The sequence below is a fragment of the Paenibacillus sp. NAIST15-1 genome (genome assembly GCF_001894745.1).
Classification (GTDB): Bacteria; Bacillota; Bacilli; order Paenibacillales; family Paenibacillaceae; genus Paenibacillus_B; species Paenibacillus_B suaedae.
The window spans coordinates 183798-201949 of sequence record NZ_BBYF01000012.1; the positions used below are offsets into that span (position 1 = coordinate 183798).

At 48.0% G+C, this 18152-nt stretch carries 17 protein-coding genes and 16 tRNA genes; 3 read left to right on the forward strand and 30 right to left on the reverse strand.

Annotated features, from left to right (window positions below):
* Positions 1–106 precede the first annotated feature (106 nt).
* The 7 genes from PBN151_RS22155 to PBN151_RS22185 all read right to left on the reverse strand — a co-directional run bounded on the left by PBN151_RS22155 (position 107) and on the right by PBN151_RS22185 (position 8414).
* On the reverse strand, positions 107–1096 hold the full coding sequence (locus tag PBN151_RS22155; protein ID WP_072730715.1) for an ABC transporter ATP-binding protein: 990 nt from the start codon (positions 1094–1096) through the stop codon (positions 107–109).
* Positions 1089–2102 (reverse strand): ABC transporter ATP-binding protein, encoded by a 1014-nt coding sequence (locus tag PBN151_RS22160; protein WP_036667646.1) that lies wholly within the window; start codon positions 2100–2102, stop codon positions 1089–1091. Before PBN151_RS22160 ends, PBN151_RS22155 begins: the two co-directional genes overlap by 8 nt.
* A 118-nt stretch (positions 2103–2220) precedes the next feature.
* Positions 2221–3066 carry an ABC transporter permease gene (locus PBN151_RS22165; RefSeq protein ID WP_021254287.1) on the reverse strand — a complete coding sequence of 282 codons (846 nt, stop codon included), beginning with the start codon at positions 3064–3066 and terminating at the stop codon, positions 2221–2223.
* Positions 3067–3071: 5 nt separating this feature from the next.
* Positions 3072–4022 (reverse strand): ABC transporter permease, encoded by a 951-nt coding sequence (locus PBN151_RS22170; RefSeq protein ID WP_072730716.1) that lies wholly within the window; start codon positions 4020–4022, stop codon positions 3072–3074.
* 80 nt (positions 4023–4102) lie between these two features.
* On the reverse strand, positions 4103–5701 hold the full coding sequence (locus PBN151_RS22175) for an ABC transporter substrate-binding protein (RefSeq protein WP_072730717.1): 1599 nt from the start codon (positions 5699–5701) through the stop codon (positions 4103–4105).
* A 235-nt stretch (positions 5702–5936) separates the two neighbouring features.
* The gene (zwf, locus tag PBN151_RS22180) at positions 5937–7481 is read right to left on the reverse strand and encodes a glucose-6-phosphate dehydrogenase (protein ID WP_021254290.1); all 1545 of its coding nucleotides are present in this window, start codon (positions 7479–7481) and stop codon (positions 5937–5939) included.
* A 159-nt stretch (positions 7482–7640) separates the two neighbouring features.
* The gene (locus PBN151_RS22185; protein ID WP_072730718.1) at positions 7641–8414 is read right to left on the reverse strand and encodes a YwmB family TATA-box binding protein; all 774 of its coding nucleotides are present in this window, start codon (positions 8412–8414) and stop codon (positions 7641–7643) included.
* A 142-nt stretch (positions 8415–8556) separates the two neighbouring features.
* On the opposite strand from PBN151_RS22185, the gene PBN151_RS22190 reads away from it, so the two are divergent.
* Positions 8557–8913 carry a hypothetical protein gene (locus PBN151_RS22190; protein ID WP_072730719.1) on the forward strand — a complete coding sequence of 119 codons (357 nt, stop codon included), beginning with the start codon at positions 8557–8559 and terminating at the stop codon, positions 8911–8913.
* 74 nt (positions 8914–8987) lie between these two features.
* Here the strand turns inward: PBN151_RS22190 and PBN151_RS22195 are convergent, their stop codons facing one another.
* From PBN151_RS22195 to PBN151_RS22225, 7 genes are all read right to left on the reverse strand, one after another.
* Positions 8988–9632 (reverse strand): response regulator transcription factor, encoded by a 645-nt coding sequence (locus tag PBN151_RS22195; RefSeq protein WP_174807476.1) that lies wholly within the window; start codon positions 9630–9632, stop codon positions 8988–8990.
* Positions 9616–10719, reverse strand: a complete 1104-nt coding sequence (locus PBN151_RS22200) for a sensor histidine kinase (RefSeq protein WP_021254294.1) — start codon at positions 10717–10719, stop codon at positions 9616–9618. Before PBN151_RS22200 ends, PBN151_RS22195 begins: the two co-directional genes overlap by 17 nt.
* A 35-nt stretch (positions 10720–10754) precedes the next feature.
* Positions 10755–11405 (reverse strand): cell wall-active antibiotics response protein LiaF, encoded by a 651-nt coding sequence (gene liaF, locus PBN151_RS22205; protein ID WP_021254295.1) that lies wholly within the window; start codon positions 11403–11405, stop codon positions 10755–10757.
* Between the two features lie 109 nt (positions 11406–11514).
* Positions 11515–12204: a PspA/IM30 family protein gene (locus tag PBN151_RS22210; protein ID WP_021254296.1), complete on the reverse strand. Its 690-nt coding sequence runs from the start codon at positions 12202–12204 to the stop codon at positions 11515–11517.
* Position 12205: 1 nt separating this feature from the next.
* Positions 12206–12706, reverse strand: a complete 501-nt coding sequence (locus PBN151_RS22215; RefSeq protein ID WP_021258624.1) for a PspC domain-containing protein — start codon at positions 12704–12706, stop codon at positions 12206–12208.
* An 8-nt stretch (positions 12707–12714) separates the two neighbouring features.
* A complete protein-coding gene (locus PBN151_RS22220; RefSeq protein WP_021254298.1) occupies positions 12715–13389 on the reverse strand; it encodes a PspA/IM30 family protein in 675 nt (224 codons plus the stop codon).
* Between the two features lie 53 nt (positions 13390–13442).
* The gene (locus tag PBN151_RS22225) at positions 13443–13751 is read right to left on the reverse strand and encodes a LiaF transmembrane domain-containing protein (RefSeq protein WP_021254299.1); all 309 of its coding nucleotides are present in this window, start codon (positions 13749–13751) and stop codon (positions 13443–13445) included.
* Between the two features lie 259 nt (positions 13752–14010).
* Here PBN151_RS22225 and PBN151_RS22230 point away from each other — a divergent pair, with 259 nt between their 5' ends.
* Positions 14011–14550, forward strand: coding sequence for an NfeD family membrane protein (locus PBN151_RS22230; protein WP_072730720.1), 540 nt, complete (start codon positions 14011–14013; stop codon positions 14548–14550).
* 117 nt (positions 14551–14667) lie between these two features.
* Positions 14668–16188 (forward strand): flotillin lipid rafts scaffold protein FloT, encoded by a 1521-nt coding sequence (locus tag PBN151_RS22235; RefSeq protein WP_072730721.1) that lies wholly within the window; start codon positions 14668–14670, stop codon positions 16186–16188.
* Positions 16189–16516: 328 nt separating this feature from the next.
* Here the strand turns inward: PBN151_RS22235 and PBN151_RS22240 are convergent.
* The 16 genes from PBN151_RS22240 to PBN151_RS22315 all read right to left on the reverse strand — a co-directional run bounded on the left by PBN151_RS22240 (position 16517) and on the right by PBN151_RS22315 (position 17991).
* Positions 16517–16599, reverse strand: a tRNA-Leu gene (locus PBN151_RS22240).
* Between the two features lie 12 nt (positions 16600–16611).
* A tRNA-Arg gene (locus PBN151_RS22245) sits at positions 16612–16688 on the reverse strand.
* A 10-nt stretch (positions 16689–16698) separates the two neighbouring features.
* A tRNA-Cys gene (locus PBN151_RS22250) sits at positions 16699–16773 on the reverse strand.
* Between the two features lie 5 nt (positions 16774–16778).
* Positions 16779–16853, reverse strand: a tRNA-Gly gene (locus PBN151_RS22255).
* Positions 16854–16856: 3 nt separating this feature from the next.
* Positions 16857–16931, reverse strand: a tRNA-Gln gene (locus PBN151_RS22260).
* A 9-nt stretch (positions 16932–16940) separates the two neighbouring features.
* Positions 16941–17016 (reverse strand) — tRNA-His (locus PBN151_RS22265).
* Between the two features lie 20 nt (positions 17017–17036).
* Positions 17037–17110: transfer RNA gene (locus PBN151_RS22270), tRNA-Trp, on the reverse strand.
* Between the two features lie 3 nt (positions 17111–17113).
* Positions 17114–17199, reverse strand: a tRNA-Tyr gene (locus PBN151_RS22275).
* Positions 17200–17203: 4 nt separating this feature from the next.
* Positions 17204–17279 (reverse strand) — tRNA-Thr (locus PBN151_RS22280).
* Positions 17280–17289: 10 nt separating this feature from the next.
* Positions 17290–17365 (reverse strand) — tRNA-Phe (locus PBN151_RS22285).
* Between the two features lie 40 nt (positions 17366–17405).
* Positions 17406–17482, reverse strand: a tRNA-Asp gene (locus PBN151_RS22290).
* Positions 17483–17487: 5 nt separating this feature from the next.
* Positions 17488–17563 (reverse strand) — tRNA-Met (locus tag PBN151_RS22295).
* A 6-nt stretch (positions 17564–17569) separates the two neighbouring features.
* Positions 17570–17645, reverse strand: a tRNA-Val gene (locus PBN151_RS22300).
* A gap of 94 nt (positions 17646–17739) precedes the next feature.
* Positions 17740–17814, reverse strand: a tRNA-Glu gene (locus PBN151_RS22305).
* A 7-nt stretch (positions 17815–17821) separates the two neighbouring features.
* A tRNA-Ser gene (locus PBN151_RS22310) sits at positions 17822–17914 on the reverse strand.
* 1 nt (position 17915) lies between these two features.
* A tRNA-Asn gene (locus PBN151_RS22315) sits at positions 17916–17991 on the reverse strand.
* Positions 17992–18152 lie beyond the last annotated feature (161 nt).

An 18152-nucleotide genomic window follows, 5' to 3' on the forward strand; every position in this document is an offset into this window, starting at 1 on the left:
ATTGTGCATTGGCATAGATTAACAAATATCTAGCATTATATCATACTAGCTATAGGAAACCCATCACCTCTCGTAATTGCTATACGAGCTAATATAATTGCACCACTTACACTTGACCATCATTCAAATGGCAAGCCGCATAATGCCCAGGCGAGATTTCCCGCCACTTCGGCTCCTCCTGACGGCAGCGTTCCGTGGCAAATGGACAACGCGATGCGAACTTGCACCCTTGCATATCTGCGAGCGGACTTGGCAAATCTCCCTGAAGCATCGAGATCGCTGAACCAGCCTGCTTCGGATCCGGTACAGGGATTGCGGAGAGCAGCGCCTGCGTATAGGGGTGTGCAGGATGGTTGTACAAATCATCGCTAGGAGCGACCTCGACCAGCTTGCCCAAGTACATCACGCCGATCCGATCCGATATATGTCTTACCATGGATAGGTCATGCGCGATGAACAGATAAGTCAACCCATACTCTTCCTGCAAGTCCTCCAGCATATTCACCACTTGGGCTTGTACGGATACGTCAAGTGCCGAGATTGGCTCATCGCACAAGATGAACTCAGGCCGTACCGACAGTGCGCGCGCAATACTGATCCGTTGACGCTGACCGCCGCTGAACTCATGCGGATAACGCTCCGCATGCTCTGGCTTCAGTCCTACCTTCTCCAGCAAAGACAATACCATATTACGCTGATCCTTCCGGTTCACGACGCCATGGATCGCCATCGGTTCACTAATGAGTTGAGTCACGTTCATGCCAGGATTCAACGAAGAATAGGGATCCTGGAATATCGTCTGCATTCGCTTGCGGAACGGCTTCAGCTGCTTCTCGTTCATTGTCGCGATGTTTTGACCGTCGAACAGAACTTCTCCATCCGTTACATCATATAGTCTTACAATCGAACGTCCTGTCGTTGACTTCCCACAGCCTGATTCTCCGACAAGTCCGAACGTCTCCCCTTTATGAATATGGAAACTGACATCATCTACTGCTTTCAATACTTTCTGTGGACGGCCGAGCAGTGATTTGGAGGCTGGGAAGTACTTTTTTAGTCCACGAACGTCTAGCAAAATTTCTTTTTGGTTACTCATTTGACAGCCCCCTCTCCAATCGTTCCAGACGCTGCTCTTCTTCTTCATGCACAAGCCAGCATAGCGAACGATGACCTGGATCGGTCGTAACGACCGGAGGCATTTGTCTGCACTTGTCCATCGCAGAAGGGCAGCGCTCCATAAATGGGCAGCCTTCCGGCGGATGTAGCAGGTTCGGCGGCGTTCCCTCAATCGTAGCGAGACGCTCGCGTGTCCCTGTCGATACTTTCGGAATCGAGCGAAGCAATCCCTTCGTGTATGGGTGACGAGGACGCTCGAAGATATCCTCAACCGTACCCTCTTCCATAATCAACCCGCCATACATGACGATAACCCTCGTACACACTTGCGCTACAACGCCCAAGTCATGCGTAATGAGTAGAATGGCGGTCCGCGTCGTATCCCGGAGCTCCTTCATCAATCCCAGAATCTGTGCCTGAATCGTGACGTCGAGCGCAGTGGTCGGCTCATCTGCAATAAGCAGCTCGGGCTGGCAGGAGAGCGCCATTGCGATCATGGCCCGCTGACGCATCCCACCGCTGAATTCATGCGGGTACTGATCGATGCGCTGCTCGGGCGAAGGAATACCAACCTGACGCAGCAGTTCGATTGCCCGCTTTCGTGCTTCCGTCTTCGACAGCTTCTGATGACGCTGCAATACCTCTACGATCTGTGCGCCTACCTTAACTACCGGATTTAGCGACGTCATCGGATCTTGGAAAATCATTGCAATCCGATTACCCCGAATGCGCCGCAATTCCTTTTCTGACATATCTAATAGGTTATCTCCGTGGAACAGCACTTGACCGCTCTTAATCTGTCCCGGATGTTGTATTAATCCAATGAGAGACTTCGCTGTCACGCTCTTGCCGCTGCCTGATTCACCGACGATGCCGATGACTTCGCCTTCATGAACATCGAAGCTGACGCCCCGGACAGACTGCACTTCTCCGTCGCGTGTGTGGAACGAAGTTCTCAGTTGTTGAACGGATAGCAGTTCATTCATAAGTCTCACTCCGTTGTATAGTATCGTTAGCCCTGCATCTGTATCGTTAGACGATCCAACTATCTGCTCTCTACAGTGCACACACTGCATCCTAGAACCTAACCCAGCTTATAATGGACTAACGTTGATTCGCTTTTGGTTCAAAGGCAACACGCAGCACATCGCCTAGGAAGTTGAACGACAGCACTGTAACCAAGATAAGCAATCCAGGGAACAAAGCCATATAAGGCGCCTCCCCGATATATCCTTGTGCGCTGTTCAACATACTTCCCCATGACGCGTTCGGCGGCTGTACCCCGAGACCAAGGAAGCTTAGTGACGACTCCATCATAATTGCCCCTGCAATATTGATCGTCGCCGTAACAATAATCGTAGGCATAATATTCGGAATGATATGCTTCCAAATGATGCCGAACGTGCTCTGGCCTGATACTCGCGCATACAGGACATATTCCCGCTCCTTGACGGACAATGTCTCCGCACGCACAATTCGGGATATGTTCATCCAGCTAAGCAGGCCGATGATCAGCACGATCGTGGTAATCCCTGGCTTCAAGTAAGCATTCAGAATAAGCATTAAGAAGAAGGATGGTATCGACATTAAAATATCAACGATACGCATCAACGTATTATCAATCCAGCCGCCAAAATAACCACTAATTGTACCTACAGCAGTTCCTACCAGCACTGCGATAAACATCGACAAAAATCCGACACTAAGTGAAATACGTCCGCCATACAATGCCCGTGCGAACACATCGCGCCCTTGGTCATCTGTACCGAACCAATGAGATGCGCTTGGGGACTGAAGTGTCTCCGTCACGACCATCTTGTCGGGATCATGCGGGCTCAAAAATGCCAAGGTGGAAGCGATAATGAGAACCGCGAGTAGAATCAATGCTACCAGAGCCAGCTTCTGTTCTTTCAATTGTGTAGCGATATTTCGCCATATCATTCGGTTCATCTGACTCACCCCGTTGTCTTAATTCGTGGATCTACTACGCCGTACAGCAGGTCAGCAACCAAGTTCCCGACAACCAGCATAACGGAAGAGATCATCGTAATGCCCATGATGACAGGGTAATCCAGCTGAAATACCGAAGTAATCCCGAGTGCCCCCATCCCTGGCCATGAGAATACCGATTCCGTAATGAATGCTCCGGCAATCAGTTCAGGGAAGGACATACCGAGAATTGTAATGACAGGCAGCAGAACATTTTTCAGCACATGACGACGCAATACCGTGCCGCGAGTAGCTCCGTAAGCGTACTGAATTTGAACGTAGTCCTCTTCCAGCTGACTTATCGTATGCGAACGAATGTAACGCATATAGACCGATACATTCATGAAAGTCAGTACCGTACAAGGCAGAATTCCGTGCTTCAAAATATCAAGTGCGGAATCTACCCCGATTGTTCGCATCCCCATACTTGGGAGCAAGTTTAATTTCAACGCAAAAATATAAATCAGCATAATGCCAAACCAGAAGCTCGGGATCGAGATTCCGATATAAGACAGCAGGCTAAGGCCGCGGTCACTGAGACGATTTTTACGTGACGCAGCGTACATGCTAAGTGGTACCGAAATGAGAAGTGAGATCAACATAGCGGATCCCATAAGGCCAATCGTCGCAGGCAGCCGTTCTAAAATGAGCTCCGTCACCGGCCGATGGCTCATCAGTGAATAACCTAAATCTCCTGAAAATACATTTTTAAGCCAGTTCCAATACTGCACAATAATCGGTTCCGTCAATCCAAGGTCATGACGGATTCGCTCTACATCCTCCGCGTTCATGTTCGGTGTGACGAACGAAAGCACCGGGTCTCCCGGTGCTAGTTTAATGAGCGCGAATGATACGATTGAAATAAACCAGAGCAGTGGAATGGCTTGCAGAACGCGTCGCAAGATGTATTTCTGCAATTCAATTCCCTCCGTGCAGACGCCAGCCCTTGCTGGCGCCTGTATTCTGGATGTTTATGTTCGATATCAAATTATCGTGCTTAGTTCAGATAAAGTTTGGACAAATCTTCGAACATGAAGACCGGCTTCGCAACCGCTTCATCAAGACCGCCATAACGTTTGTCTACCGCGATGATCGCTTTGTCGTTTGCAATCGGATATACAACCGCCTCGCTGGCAATCGTTTGTTGAATTTGCTTGTACAGTTCGCCACGCTTCGTGCTGTCCATCTCTACAGCAGCTTGTTCCCACAGTTTATCGAGTTCTGGGTTGTTGTAATGGCCGTAGTTGTACAGTTGATTGCTCAAGTAGAGCGATTTGTACGAATCCGGTTCAGTTCCCATTACATAACCATTGAAGGACAAATCGAATTTCGTGTTGTTCGGATCAAGCGACATATTGGAGAACGTGCCGGATTCAAGCGGCAGCAATTCAACTTCAATACCTACTTCTTTCAGCTTTTGTTGAATGTAGAGTGCTTGGCTTGTTTGAATCTTGCTTGCATTCGAGTAAGCAAGCTTCAGCTTCAAGTTGCTTACGCCAGCCTGCTTAAGCAATTCTTTGGCTTTCTCCGCATTGTAGTCATACTTCTCAACATCCGCTGTGTAATACGTTGTATCCGGTGTAAAGATGGACGCCGCTGGGTCTGCAAATTCTGCAGAGCCATAAGCTAGCGGAATCAGTTCTTGCTTGTTAATTGCATAGGAAATCGCTTGACGGACTTCCTTCTTCTTCATCGCATCGATGTTCATATTGAACACCAGATAGTTCAAGCGGCCTTCAGGGTATACAACCATGTTCAGCTTGCCGCTCGTATTCAACTTGTTGTAATCCGCTGGTTCAACCTTGCGCATATTCAATTCACCGTTCTGCAATGCCAGGTTCGCTGCATTCGGATCTTTCGCAATGCGGTAGATGACTTGATCCAGATGACCCTTGCCTGCGAAATAATTATCGAAGCGCTCCAATGTTACATATTCGCCTGGGCGATATTCTTTGAACTTATAAGCGCCAGAACCAATTGGAGCTGCATTCTTCGTGCTCTTCTCAATATCAGCTTCGCCTTCGAAGATATGCTTCGGAATCGGCTTGAACGAAGCAAAGATTCCTTCAAAGGAAGCAGATGGCTGTGGAAGAACCAAATCGACAGTTACGTCATCTACTTTCTTCGCCTGCAACGGCTTGCCGTTGAAAATGTAGGATTCACGATCCGTGCTGTGCTGCTTCTCATCCAAGATGCTGTTGATTGTGAAGACAACATCATCTGCTGTAAGCGGCTTGCCGTCATGCCATGTCAATCCTTTGCGAAGCTTCAGCGTGTAAGTCAAGAAATCCTTCGATGGAGTAATGCTCTCCGCGAGTACGAATTTCTTCTTGCCTCCGTCTTCCACCGTATACAATGGTGCGTACAAGGTTTGATTTATCGTCAACGTAACACGGTCATTCGAATACAATGGGTTCAATACACGAGGATCCTCTTGTACTGCAATAATAATATTGCCTCCATCCTTCGGTTGGCCTGTCCCTTCCGCCATAGAAGACGTTGAATCCTTCGCAGGAGTAGAATTGTTACCGCACGCACTCACCACAAGGACGATAAGTGTGAGCAGTCCGATAATCCATAATTTGTTGCGTTTCATGTTGATTCCTCCCGATAGATGGTTAACAAGACTATGGAATCTAGTATAACTATATTTTTTTCAGAAGACAATAGTTTTTCCGAGTTTTTTGATAGGGATTAAAATCATCCTGTTTTCACAGTCACGAGATCGACACATGAAAAGGCGAAGCAGCCATTCGCTATAAACTGCCTTCAACCAAAAAAGCTGTGCCCCTGTAGAGGGCACAGCTGATTATCAATCTATGGGAAACGAATTACTTCGTCCAGACAACTTCACTTTCTTCCTGTCCATTAACAGGCCACCAGTGGAATCCATCCTCTTGCAGAAGCTTGTCTGCTTGCTCAGGGCCCCAAGAGCCTGCCGGATAAGCGAACAGATCTTCGTTAGATTTCTTCCATGCCTTCGCGATATTATCAACGAATGACCATGCAGTAGCCACCTCGTCCCAACGCGTGAAGTACGTGGAATCGCCGCGAGCAGCATCGAAGATCAGACGCTCATACGCTTCTGGCGTATTGATGCCGACCATGCAGCTTTGGCAGAAGTCCATCGCAAGCGGTTGAATGCCGCCTTCCGCCCCAGGCTTCTTACCATTAAGCTTCACGTAGATGCCTTCCATCGGATTTACGCGGATAACGAGCAAGTTCGGCTCCAGCTTATGCTTCTGTCCGAGGTATACATTCGTAGGCATGTTCTTGAATTCAACCACAACTTCTGTCGTCTTCACTGGCAGACGCTTGCCTGTCCGAATGTAGAACGGTACTCCCGCCCAGCGGAAGTTGTCAACGAATACACGTGCTGCAAAATATGTCTCCGTAACAGATGCAGGATTCACCTTATCTTCCTCACGATAGCCAGGAAGCTCCTTGCCATTCATCGAGCCTGCGGAATATTGTCCACGCACGACATTGCGGTGAACATCCTCTTGCTCTGGGTATTGGCGCAAGGAACGAAGCACCTTCACCTTCTCATCGCGGATATCTTCCGGATGCAGGCGGCTAGGCGGCTCCATTGCAATCATCGTGAGCATTTGCAGCATATGGTTCTGCGCCATATCGCGCAATGCACCTGCATGATCGTAATAGCCTCCACGCTCTTCAACCCCAACTGTCTCAGATAGGGAAATTTGAATATTCGCAATATGCTTGTTGTTCCAGAGCGGCTCGAAGAATGCATTCGCAAATCGAAGAACTTCAATGTTCTGTACCATTTCTTTACCCAAGTAATGGTCGATACGGTACACTTCTTCTTCTTTGAATACTTGACGGATTTCTTCGTTCAGCTTCTCTGCTGACGGTAGATCGTAACCGAACGGCTTCTCGATTACGAGGCGGTGCCAGCCCTTGCTCTCCAGCATTCCGCCATCACGAAGATTGTGCGATACACTGCCGAACAATTCCGGAGCCAGTGCCAAATAGAACAGACGATTTCCTGGAATATCGTACTCGCGTTCGATATGCTCGGACTGCTCACGCAGTTCGCGGAAGCCATCTACATTGTTAATATCTAACGGTTTGTACTCAAAATGCTTAGCAAACCGGTTCCATTCCTCATCATTCTGAACCGGGTAACGGCAAAATTCGTCGATAGACGCACGCACATCCTGACGGAATTCTTCATGCGTACGAGCACGGCGGGCTAGCCCGATAACTGCGAAGCGTTCTCCTAGCTTGCCTTCGCGATATAGACTATATATAGCCGGGAACAATTTGCGGCGAGCTAAGTCGCCAGTAGCACCGAATATATAGAATACGGCGCCTTCTGCCAATTGGGATTCATGATTTTGCATCACAGTCATCTCTCTCCATCATCCTTACACTCGTTTATAGATCTGATATAGTTCCTATTTCGGATGTGATGCCATTTTAGCATACTTACCGTATAGATTCCATTCTTTCCTTGACGTCAAGTATAATTCTCATTGCCTTATCCAGCCGCAATTCTCAATCCATTCTCATTAATATTCACCGGCAATCAACGGTGTACCGAAAGATATGCGGGTTTCTCCCTTGTCCCTGTTTTCATGAACAGCAAGCTGCAAATTTGCATTTCCATGCTTCATTTGCACCCCTGAACCCATATAGTCCGTCTGATAAGATACACTGATCGTACGCTCATCCTCATAGCGGTCAAGCGGTTCTGCTTGTCCCCATTCCCGTAGCGATCGCTCAGCCCTCTCGAAGCTGTCCTTCAGCGATTGGCTCGCTACTGTCTGAACGGTAGCCGTCCATTCTGCCCCGTAATGAGATGATAGCTTCTTCATCAGTTGTTCCCCTTCTGCAGCTGACTGAGTCATACCGGTTCTGGCTGATCCCTGTATGGATATCGTATAGTATACGCGCCCATCCTCTTCTTGAAACCACAGAATCGCTGCTTCTATCGAATCCGATATATAAATTCCGCGATACGCCTCCTTGCCTTGTTCTTCCTTGCGTATCAGGTGCGCTGTGATTCCTGCATCCTTCTGCCACTGTTCGAGGTTCTTCTCCTTGCTGCCATCAGCTGCATAATTCCCTTGAATGAGCACCGTAGTCTGGAATTTCCCGGATCCGACCAATTCAGCAAGCACCCACAGCATGTTCACCCGCTTCACAAGATCAAGCTTCTCGACCGATTCCCGACTCCCAGCCAATTGCCATCGATCATTGCTTCCGATGAGTGCAATGGCACCGCATAATGCTAACAACACCAATCCTACTGCCGCAACGGCAGAACGGCGTACTGCATGCATCCTTCCATCACCTTACCTTATCGAAGTGTAGCACCTCTTAGAATTAGGCGGGCTGATTCTAGGTGTATGACCATACCTAGCATTCGTTCATGGAATAGACTACTGACATATACATTCAACCAAGAATGGAGGCTGACCAACCGTGGTTCCCGTTCCGATAGACGAGACATTCATTCGATTGCTGTGTGGCCGCCCGGTCTGTGTTGTGATGCAGAATGGAGATCAATATATAGGACGGCTTACCTCTTGTGAGGGAGGGAAAGTGATATTGAACGGCGATATTGTTACTACCTCGCGCGCTTCTGCTGCATCCGTTGAACCTTCCCCAGTTAAGAAGCGCAGAGGGAAAAAGAAAAACAGATCGCTTCAAGTTGCTGACACTTCAAATCAAGTATATACAAGCGCATTCGATCCATATAGAGCCAGTCCCTTCTTCCCTGGTGGACGCCTCGCTCTTGATTTGGGTCTGGTTTCCTTATTTTTTCTGCTTTTTATCTAGAATTCCTGCATCCTCTTCTCAGTTCATTCGAAAAAAACCCGAACACTCTCCTAGGAAAGCGCTCGGGTTCTCGGCTATTCAGCCAATCCGTTCTTATAAGCGTAAATCGCTGCCTGCGTGCGATCCTCCACACCAAGCTTCGCCAATATATTCGTAACATGGAATTTAACTGTCTTAATCCCAATAAACAGATCATCCGCGATATCCTGATTGGATTTCCCCTGCGCTAATAAACGAAGTACGTCCATCTCACGCTCTGTCAATTGTTCATGCGCCGCAGTTGGCTGTGCTGGCTGGCGGAATCGATTCATCATCTTGGAGGCTACCTGGGACTCAAGCACAGATTGGCCTCTTGCAGCCGCCCGGATGGCTTCAGCAATCTCTGTAGCTCGGGACGTCTTCAGCAAATAACTGAATGCTCCAGCTTCAATGACAGGATACATCTTTTCATCATCCAAATAACTTGTAAGTACGATCACTTTGCAGTCAGGATACAACTGCAGCAGCTTGCGGGTTGTCTCTATACCATCCATACCATCCATCACAAGATCCATAAGCACAACATCAGGCTTATACTCTTGAGCAAGACGTATTCCGTCCATCCCGTTGCTTGCTTCCCCTACGACCTCAATGCCTTCTTCTGTATTCAGTACTGCAGCAAGGCCGATGCGAACCATTTCATGGTCATCTACCAACAATACTTTAATAGGATTGTCCATCATCGATGTTTCCATCTCCATCGTTCAACTCTTCCTCCTTCAGACCAGGCTCTTCTCTCATGACAGGCACTCGAATTTCGATCCGGGTTCCTTTGTCAGGTGCGGTAATGAACTGAATGGAGCCACCCACTTCATTTACCCGCTCTTGCATCGTACGAAGGCCATAGCTTGCTTGCTTCTTATCGTCCCAATCAAATCCTATCCCATTATCACGAAGGAGTAAACGAACGAAATCCCCTCGATTTTGCAGCTTGATCTCCATCCGTGATGCCTTCGAGTGCCGCAGTGTATTCGACAACGCCTCCTGAACAATCCGGAACAGATGATTCTCAACGCCCTTCACTAATCCAATATGATCATCCATCTCGCAATGGATTTCAATTGGAATTTTGGACTGAAGCTCGCGGATCAGCTCCGCCAAGCCTTGAGTCAAGCCTTTTCCCTCCAAATGTACAGGCCGCAAATGAAGCAGCAGCGCTCGCATCTCAGACTGGGCAACGGAAGCCATTTCTTCAATCAGCTCCACCTGCCGCACCGCTCGATCAAAATCAACATCCAGTGTTCTCCGTACAGCGGTAGCTGTCATTGATATTGCAAATAACTGCTGGCTTACCGCATCATGCAACTCCCGCGCCAAGCGTTGCCGCTCTTCGATAATCGCAGATATCCGAGCCTGCTCTGCCAATTGCGCATTATTCGTGGACAAGCGCTGCATCGAAGTCACTTGTTCTTCCCAACGCTTGCTTACTCGCTCCAATTGTTCAGCTAGCTGGCCGATCTCGTCATCGCCGAGATCCGGCATCGGCCGCGATAGATTCCCCTTCTCCAAGAGCAGCATCGATTCGCGCAGCAATTCCACCCGACGCTTCATTCGATAACCTTGGTAGAACGCAAATATCGACGTAATGATTGCAACGACAAACAACACCGATAATGTCGCCTTCACTCCGTCGATCCAAGTCTCAAATGGCTGCACATAACCATATGATTGCATCAAATAAATGATGACAAAGAATAGTATGATAGAAAGGAGAAGCGTCTCGCCCATTAATCGTACTACCATATTCACATGCTTTTTCGGTTCCATACCGGCCTCTGCATCTCCTTTCTCCGCTAACTGTCCTACATGTGCAACCTGACATCAATATCTCCTACGAGGTAAGAAATATGGAGTTTCACCTTTTGCTCCGTAAACTCGTAATTCGGCGATCGCCACGTCCACTTGTTCAAAAATCCGGTTTCTTTGTCGCGTCCCACATCAATTTGTCCAAATATGACCGTAGCTTCGATATATACACCAATGTCATCTGGAATCATAATGTCCATGTCACCTAATACACCTTGAAAGATGAGGGTGGTTTCCGGTTCTTCCAATATCGCTAAGGACAAATCAATATCACTTTCCCCAATGAAATGCCACATGCTCTGGCTATGCAAAATATACGGAACTCGATCCCACTTCAGGCTGGACGTAATATTCTGGCGCTTTTCGACATGATCATGTTTCTGGTCTTTGCGGGCACGCGAATAGAATATCCCTAACGAAATCAAGATGATTCCGACGAATAGCATTAAATGTTCCAAAAGTAACAGTGTTCCGCCGATACCTAGCAAGGTGTACCCTACACGCAATTCTGCAGCACGAACTTTGCGTATGCCCAAATACAGCATTACAAGTGCGACAAACGTTACGAAACTAAGCCACTTGCCAATCAAAATGAGCAACCCGAAGACGATAAGAATATATGCAAGCAAACGGTTGTTTTTATTCATGTCGCACCTCCTGTCACAAATATTCGCGGATAGCACTTACGGCGATGCTAGCGCATCGCCGTAAGCTACCTATGTTAGCATATCACAACCTTGGACATCCCCCAAGGATTTATTGCTCCGTTTGACCCAATTTTTGCTTCAATGCTGCCAATTGCTCGTTAACCTTCATTTCCTTCTCTACATCTACTGGCGGCTGGTAATTGGATGAAGTGCCTGCATATCCGCCGTAAGGGACACGCATGACTTCAGCTTCTGCTTCCAATTGCATAATCTTCTCTTCCATGCGATGGAATCCGCGAGTCGCAGAACCTGACTCGATGGAATGGTTGCTTGTAATGGAAGACATCTGCTTGCGTGCCTTCGCCATTTGTGCACGTGCAGCCAATTCATTGCGTTTGTTGCGCAGCTTGTAGAATTCATCCTTCATCGAGCGCAGCTGATGCATTAACTCTTCCGCATGGCCCTGTGCTTGGGCATGCAAGTCGCTGTATTCAGCAACTTTTTGATCATAGTACAGTTTTTCTTCCAGGAACTTGCGTGCCATTTCCTCTTGGCCTGACTTCAATGCGCGTTCTGCCTGTGCTTCACGGTCAGCTGTAAAGCGAATAGCTTCATCATAACGATGCTTGATTTGGCGCTCACTTGCCATTTGCTTGGCAACTGTTACTTCCGCATCATGGATTTCTTCCTCCATGTCGCGCAGATATTGATTCAGCATTACCACTGGATCTTCTACTTTATCCAACAACTCATGTACAGAAGCCTTAGTCATATCTTTAATACGTTTGAATACACCCATCTTATTTGTCCCCTCTCTCGTACTTCGCTACTTTTTGGCGAAGTTCTTCGATTTCTTTTTTCAACGCTTTTTTCTCAATATCCATCATCATCGAATCGATGGAAGAATCATTAGAAGATGCATAATTCGCATCATAACTGTTGGTTTGCTTCACTCCACCATATGTGGAGGAGCCGTATGGATTCGTAGGCCCTGCTGCTCGTGGTCCGTTGTAATAGTTGGGATCATTGGAGTAGCCGCCTTGGTAACCTTGTTGACCTTGATAGCCGCCTCCGTATGGGCCTGCGCCATAACCGGTAGGTCCAAATGGCTGGTACGGCTCCTTAGGTACTACTAGTGATACTACAAAGTATACGGCGATAAGTGTGAACGCCGAGAAGAATACTCCGATTACAAACAGGACACGCAGCAGAGTGACATCGAATCCAAGCCATTCACCTAAGCCGCCGAGGAGACCGCATACTTTACGATCCCGTGTCGAACGGTACAACTTTCTGTTCATGGCTTACTTCACTCCTTTGCTGAATCTAATTTTTGTTTCAGGCGCTCCATTTCGCGCTTCAAAGCCATATCCCGTTCCGGGTTGATGTTGCCCATCGTTTGGCCGCTCATGCGGCGTACATCTTGAATGCCTTGCGTTTCCCATTCCATCCCGGACACTCGATCCTCGAGTCTGCGGAACATGCTGTCCACTTGCCCCACACCGTATTGTCCGAAGCGCTCGTTCATTTGCTGCTGCAAGCGAACGGTCTGCATTCTAGCGATGTAATATTGGCGCTTGTCATATACAGCTTGATATTCGCTCTTGAGCATATTCAATTGCTCTTCCAGCTCAAGAATCGCATCCTTGCTCTTTTCGTACAATTCTGAATACTGCTGCACCTTATCCTCATGCATCAGCTTCTCTTGCAATGCAATCTTGGCTGCGAATTCCTCACCCGCCTTTAAGGCCAGCATCGCTTGCTGCTCTCTGCGAGAACATAATTCTTGTGCTTGATTCATTTGATTTCTCATTTGATTCGCATGCATGACATATTGTTGATAGAGGCGGTCTGCCTCATTAATATCATGGCGTGTACGCATCAGAAACTGGTCAATCAAGCGAACAGGATCTTCAACCTTATCCAACCGTTCATTCAATGTAGCCATCGTAATGTCGCGAACCCTTTTCAAAATACCACTCATTCAGCCTTACCCTCCTTGAACCGACTATTTGCAATTATTAATAATCACCTTTGTTAAAACGGATGGCTCTTGTTGCGCTTGCCTCCCAACATCGATATCCCGAAACCAATCAATCCTACGGCAACGATGATACCGATGATCCAGGACAACTTGCCAATCAACGATATCGCTCCGATAATGATAAAGATCCATCCGAAGAATGAATTCCCTGCCTTCACTCCATAGTAGCCAAGCGCAATCAGAATGAGAGGGAACAAGTAGCCAAACCAGCTGCCCAGATGAATCCCGAACTTGCTTAGTAATATGATTCCTCCCAGTGCGATCAGTACAAAAGCGAATGTGTTACCTTTGTTCGTTTGCATTCGGTTCGTCACCACCTTTCGTCGTGTCTTGCTTATGTCTTTATTTTAGGTGGAAATGCACTTGCCCAAAACAGGCCGGGGACGGTTTTTGATCCTAGACTCAAGTCGGGGGACCTGACCGACCTTTGATCGAGCCTATACTGGACTGGTCTGAAGTCGAAGTTGAAACAAAGTTCCGCCAATTACGTATATATTTCCATAACTGCCCATTCGCTGCAGGCGTCACTTCCTTCAAGCGATGAGAAAGGAGCGCATCGTCATGCACACGTTATATTGGGGATTGCTGATATTCGGCGTTTTGTACGCCATCGTCTCACTTCTGATTGGAGAGGTCCTCAGCCATGTAGTCGATGGTTTAGTTGGCGACAGTCACCTTGCGGTACTTCAGCCAACCATACTCGTAAGCGGCTTAACCGCACTTGGCGCAGTCGGAGTCCTGCTTAGCCGTTATACAGCTTGGTCTTCTACAACCATTCTCCTCACCGCTCTTGCTGGTGCACTTGTAGTATCCATTGGTGTCTATTTTCTATATGTAAGGCCTATGGAGAATAGTGAGAACTCCATTGGATTCTCCATTACAGAACTTGCAGGTAAGGTTGGGGAGGTCAATGTTCCGATTCCGGCTGCTGGCTATGGAGAGGTCATTGTTCGAATCGGAGCTGGAGTAACGAATCAAATTGCAGCCTCCTTCGACAAAGAAGCCATTCCTTCCGGAACGACCATCGTCGTTGTTGAAGTAAAGGGAGATACGCTGTATGTATCCCCGCTCAACGAGGAAACACTCCGTCCAACCCATTAACATCATTGCTCTTCTGTTACAGGACTTAAATCCTACATTCTCACTTCGATTCGATTTATGGATTCATGTGTATTCAGGCATTGCCTATACAAATAAATATAGAGGGAGCTGTATCTCATGGAGTTTAGTGAAGCATTGATCATCCCATTAATCGTTATTGGCGTCATACTCGTACTTGGCCTTGCATTCTGGGCACGCTACAAGACCGTCAGCCCAGACGAAACAATGATCGTCACCGGTTCTTATCTGGGACGCAAGAACGTATCCACCGACGAATCCGGACGCAAAATGAAAATTGTCCGCGGCGGTGGTGCATTCATCCTGCCAATCTTCCAGCAATCACAATTTCTATCCCTACTCTCACACAAGCTTGATGTAATGACACCAGAAGTATATACCGAACAAGGTGTACCGGTCATGACAGACGCTGTAGCGATCATTAAGGTAGGCGGTACTGTAGAAGATATTGCAACCGCTGCAGAGCAATTCCTTGGCAAGCCTACCGAAGCGCTGAAGAGTGAGGCTCAAGAAGTACTCGAAGGTCATCTGCGCGCGATTCTTGGTTCCATGACCGTCGAGGAAGTATATCGCAACCGCGATCGATTTGCTCAGGAAGTACAGGGAGTTGCCGCTAAAGATTTAAAAAAGATGGGTCTGCAAATTGTATCCTTTACGATTAAAGACGTACGAGATAAGCACGGATACTTAGATGCACTCGGCAAACCACGTATCGCAGCCGTTAAACGTGATGCAGACATTGCTGAGGCAGAAGCTGTTCGTGATGCCCGTATCCAAAAGGCCAAAGCGGAAGAAGCAGGAATGAAAGCCGAGTTGCTCAGAGATACGAACATTGCTGAAGCTTCCAAAGAAAAAGAATTAAAGGTTGCTGCTTTCAAAAAAGACCAAGATCTTGCTCGTGCGGAAGCAGACCAAGCATACTTCATTCAAGAAGCACGTTCCAAGCAAAGCGTTGTTGAGGAACAAATGCGTGTCGAAATTGTTCGCAAAGAACGTGAGATTGATCTGGAAGCCAAAGAAATTCTCCGTCGTGAGAAACAGTATGATGCAGAAGTGAAAAAGAAGGCCGATGCGGATCGCTATGCCGTTGTTCAATCTGCCGAAGCTGAGAAGTCACGCAAAGTACTGGAAGCGGATGCTCTGCAGTATCGTATCGAAGCCGAGGCCAAGGCCCTCGCTGAACAGAAACGCTTAGAAGGTCTGGCGATTGCCGATGCTGAACGTGCGCGTGGTACGGCTGAAGCTGAAGTCATCCGCCTGCGTGGTCTAGCCGAAGCAGAAGCGAAGGAGAAGCTTGCTGAAGCGTTCGAGAAGTTTGGCGAAGCTGCTGTACTCGATATCGTCGTTAAGATGATGCCAGAACTCGCTGGCAAAGTCGCAGAGCCACTCAAGTCCATCGACAAGCTCACTGTCGTTGACACAGGCAATGGTGAAGGAGCAGCACGGGTAAGCAACTATGTCACACAACTCATGGCGACTGCTCCACAAATGTTAAAAGACGTATCCGGTCTGGATATTGAGAAAATGATTAAGCGATTTACCAACGGTCCGGAACATAGCAAGCAGATCAAGCCAGCACTCGATCTACCTACGAACGAACCAACTAAACAGCCCGAGTAAACTTTGAAACACTTAGGTCTTATTCATAAAAACAGCCTTGCAGAGCAAACTCTACTCGTTCGCTTTGCAAGGCTACTCTATTTGTCCACTATCCCAGCTACATCTAACCGTGAAGCATGATCTACATCCATCTGATGATCGTTCCTCTACTATGGACATCCTATGTTCGACTTAATAGGTTCGACTACTTCGCGTTTTATTTTTCCTGTCCTCATGATTCAATTTGCTGTTAAACTGGCTCAAGCAACTATGTAATCGTCTTATCGTATTCTTTCATTTCCGAGAATAAAAAAAAACCTTCAATCGCTTGAAAGTCTTGTCATAAATATGGTGCCGGTGAGAGGACTCGAACCTCCACGGTTTCCCTCACGATTTTGAGTCGCGCGCGTCTGCCAATTCCGCCACACCGGCTTATGAAATTAATGGCGTGCCCTGAGAGATTCGAACTCCCGACCTTTTGATTCGTAGTCAAATACTCTATCCAGCTGAGCTAAGGGCACAAAAGATGTTTGGAGGCGCCACCCAGATTTGAACTGGGGAATAAAGCTTTTGCAGAGCTTTGCCTTACCACTTGGCTATGGCGCCACATCTGGAGCGGACAACGAGATTCGAACTCGCGACCCTCGCCTTGGCAAGGCGATACTCTACCACTGAGCTATGTCCGCAAATGGCTGGGGATATAGGATTCGAACCTATGCGTGACGGAGTCAAAGTCCGTTGCCTTACCGCTTGGCTAATCCCCAATGTGGTAATGGGGCGATCGAAGGGAATCGAACCCTCGAGTGTCGGAGCCACAATCCGATGCGTTAACCACTTCGCCACGACCGCCATATTACATTAGAAATTGTTGGCAGGGGCAGCAGGAATTGAACCCACACCAAAGGTTTTGGAGACCTTTGTTCTACCTTTAAACTATGCCCCTACATGGTGGAGGATGATGGATTCGAACCACCGAACCCGGACGGGAACAGATTTACAGTCTGCTGCGTTTGGCCACTTCGCTAATCCTCCAAGATGGTGCCGGCGAAAGGAGTCGAACCCTCGACCTACTGATTACAAGTCAGCCGCTCTACCAACTGAGCTACACCGGCTAAATTTCTATGGTGGCTTGGGACGGAATCGAACCGCCGACACAAGGATTTTCAGTCCTTTGCTCTACCGACTGAGCTACCAAGCCTCATTGAAATCTTATTAAATTCAAGCCACTTGAAAATAAATGGCGGAGCTGACGGGATTCGAACCCGCGGTCTCCTGCGTGACAGGCAGGCATGTTAGGCCTCTACACCACAGCTCCATATTTGGTTGCGGGGGCAGGACTTGAACCTGCGACCTTCGGGTTATGAGCCCGACGAGCTACCAACTGCTCCACCCCGCGATATAATGGTGGACGCTGACGGGATCGAACCGCCGACCCTCTGCTTGTAAGGCAGATGCTCTCCCAGCTGAGCTAAGCGTCCATGTTGCTGTCGTTGTTTCACCAGCGACTCTTATATCTTATCAAACTTCTTCAACTTGTTCAACCCTCAATTTTTACCAATTGAGAAGTTGTAATGGTGACCCGTAGGGGATTCGAACCCCTGTTACCTCCGTGAAAGGGAGGTGTCTTAACCCCTTGACCAACGGGCCAAATTACTGGCGGAGAGAGAGGGATTCGAACCCTCGAGACGCTTGTGGCGCCTACACGATTTCCAATCGTGCTCCTTCGACCAAACTCGGACATCTCTCCATGGCTCCCCGAACAGGACTCGAACCTGTGACAACTCGATTAACAGTCGAGTGCTCTACCAACTGAGCTATCAGGGAATATGATGTTTCAGGCTGTACCCTGAAAACTGAATGCGAAAGTTAGTGCTAGATGTTCATCCGGGGCCCCCGAAAAGGTTTCGGTGTTGCTGCAAAGCTTCACGTCACTTTTTGGGGTTTAATCTTTTAGGATAAGCCCTCGACCGATTAGTATTGGTCAG

Bases quoted from the DNA above. Each gene is read 5' to 3' on its own strand.
- PBN151_RS22160 (WP_036667646.1), bottom strand. From the start codon at position 2,102: ATGAATGAACTGCTATCCGTTCAACAACTGAGAACTTCGTTCCACACA.
- zwf (WP_021254290.1), bottom strand. From the start codon at position 7,481: ATGACTGTGATGCAAAATCATGAATCCCAATTGGCAGAAGGCGCCGTA.
- PBN151_RS22210 (WP_021254296.1), bottom strand. From the start codon at position 12,204: ATGGGTGTATTCAAACGTATTAAAGATATGACTAAGGCTTCTGTACAT.
- PBN151_RS22195 (WP_174807476.1), bottom strand. From the start codon at position 9,632: ATGGACAATCCTATTAAAGTATTGTTGGTAGATGACCATGAAATGGTT.
- PBN151_RS22185 (WP_072730718.1), bottom strand. From the start codon at position 8,414: ATGCATGCAGTACGCCGTTCTGCCGTTGCGGCAGTAGGATTGGTGTTG.
- PBN151_RS22200 (WP_021254294.1), bottom strand. From the start codon at position 10,719: ATGGAACCGAAAAAGCATGTGAATATGGTAGTACGATTAATGGGCGAG.
- PBN151_RS22175 (WP_072730717.1), bottom strand. From the start codon at position 5,701: ATGAAACGCAACAAATTATGGATTATCGGACTGCTCACACTTATCGTC.
- PBN151_RS22230 (WP_072730720.1), top strand. From the start codon at position 14,011: ATGCACACGTTATATTGGGGATTGCTGATATTCGGCGTTTTGTACGCC.
- PBN151_RS22165 (WP_021254287.1), bottom strand. From the start codon at position 3,066: ATGAACCGAATGATATGGCGAAATATCGCTACACAATTGAAAGAACAG.
- liaF (WP_021254295.1), bottom strand. From the start codon at position 11,405: ATGAATAAAAACAACCGTTTGCTTGCATATATTCTTATCGTCTTCGGG.
- PBN151_RS22235 (WP_072730721.1), top strand. From the start codon at position 14,668: ATGGAGTTTAGTGAAGCATTGATCATCCCATTAATCGTTATTGGCGTC.
- PBN151_RS22225 (WP_021254299.1), bottom strand. From the start codon at position 13,751: ATGCAAACGAACAAAGGTAACACATTCGCTTTTGTACTGATCGCACTG.
- PBN151_RS22215 (WP_021258624.1), bottom strand. From the start codon at position 12,706: ATGAACAGAAAGTTGTACCGTTCGACACGGGATCGTAAAGTATGCGGT.
- PBN151_RS22220 (WP_021254298.1), bottom strand. From the start codon at position 13,389: ATGAGTGGTATTTTGAAAAGGGTTCGCGACATTACGATGGCTACATTG.
- PBN151_RS22155 (WP_072730715.1), bottom strand. From the start codon at position 1,096: ATGAGTAACCAAAAAGAAATTTTGCTAGACGTTCGTGGACTAAAAAAG.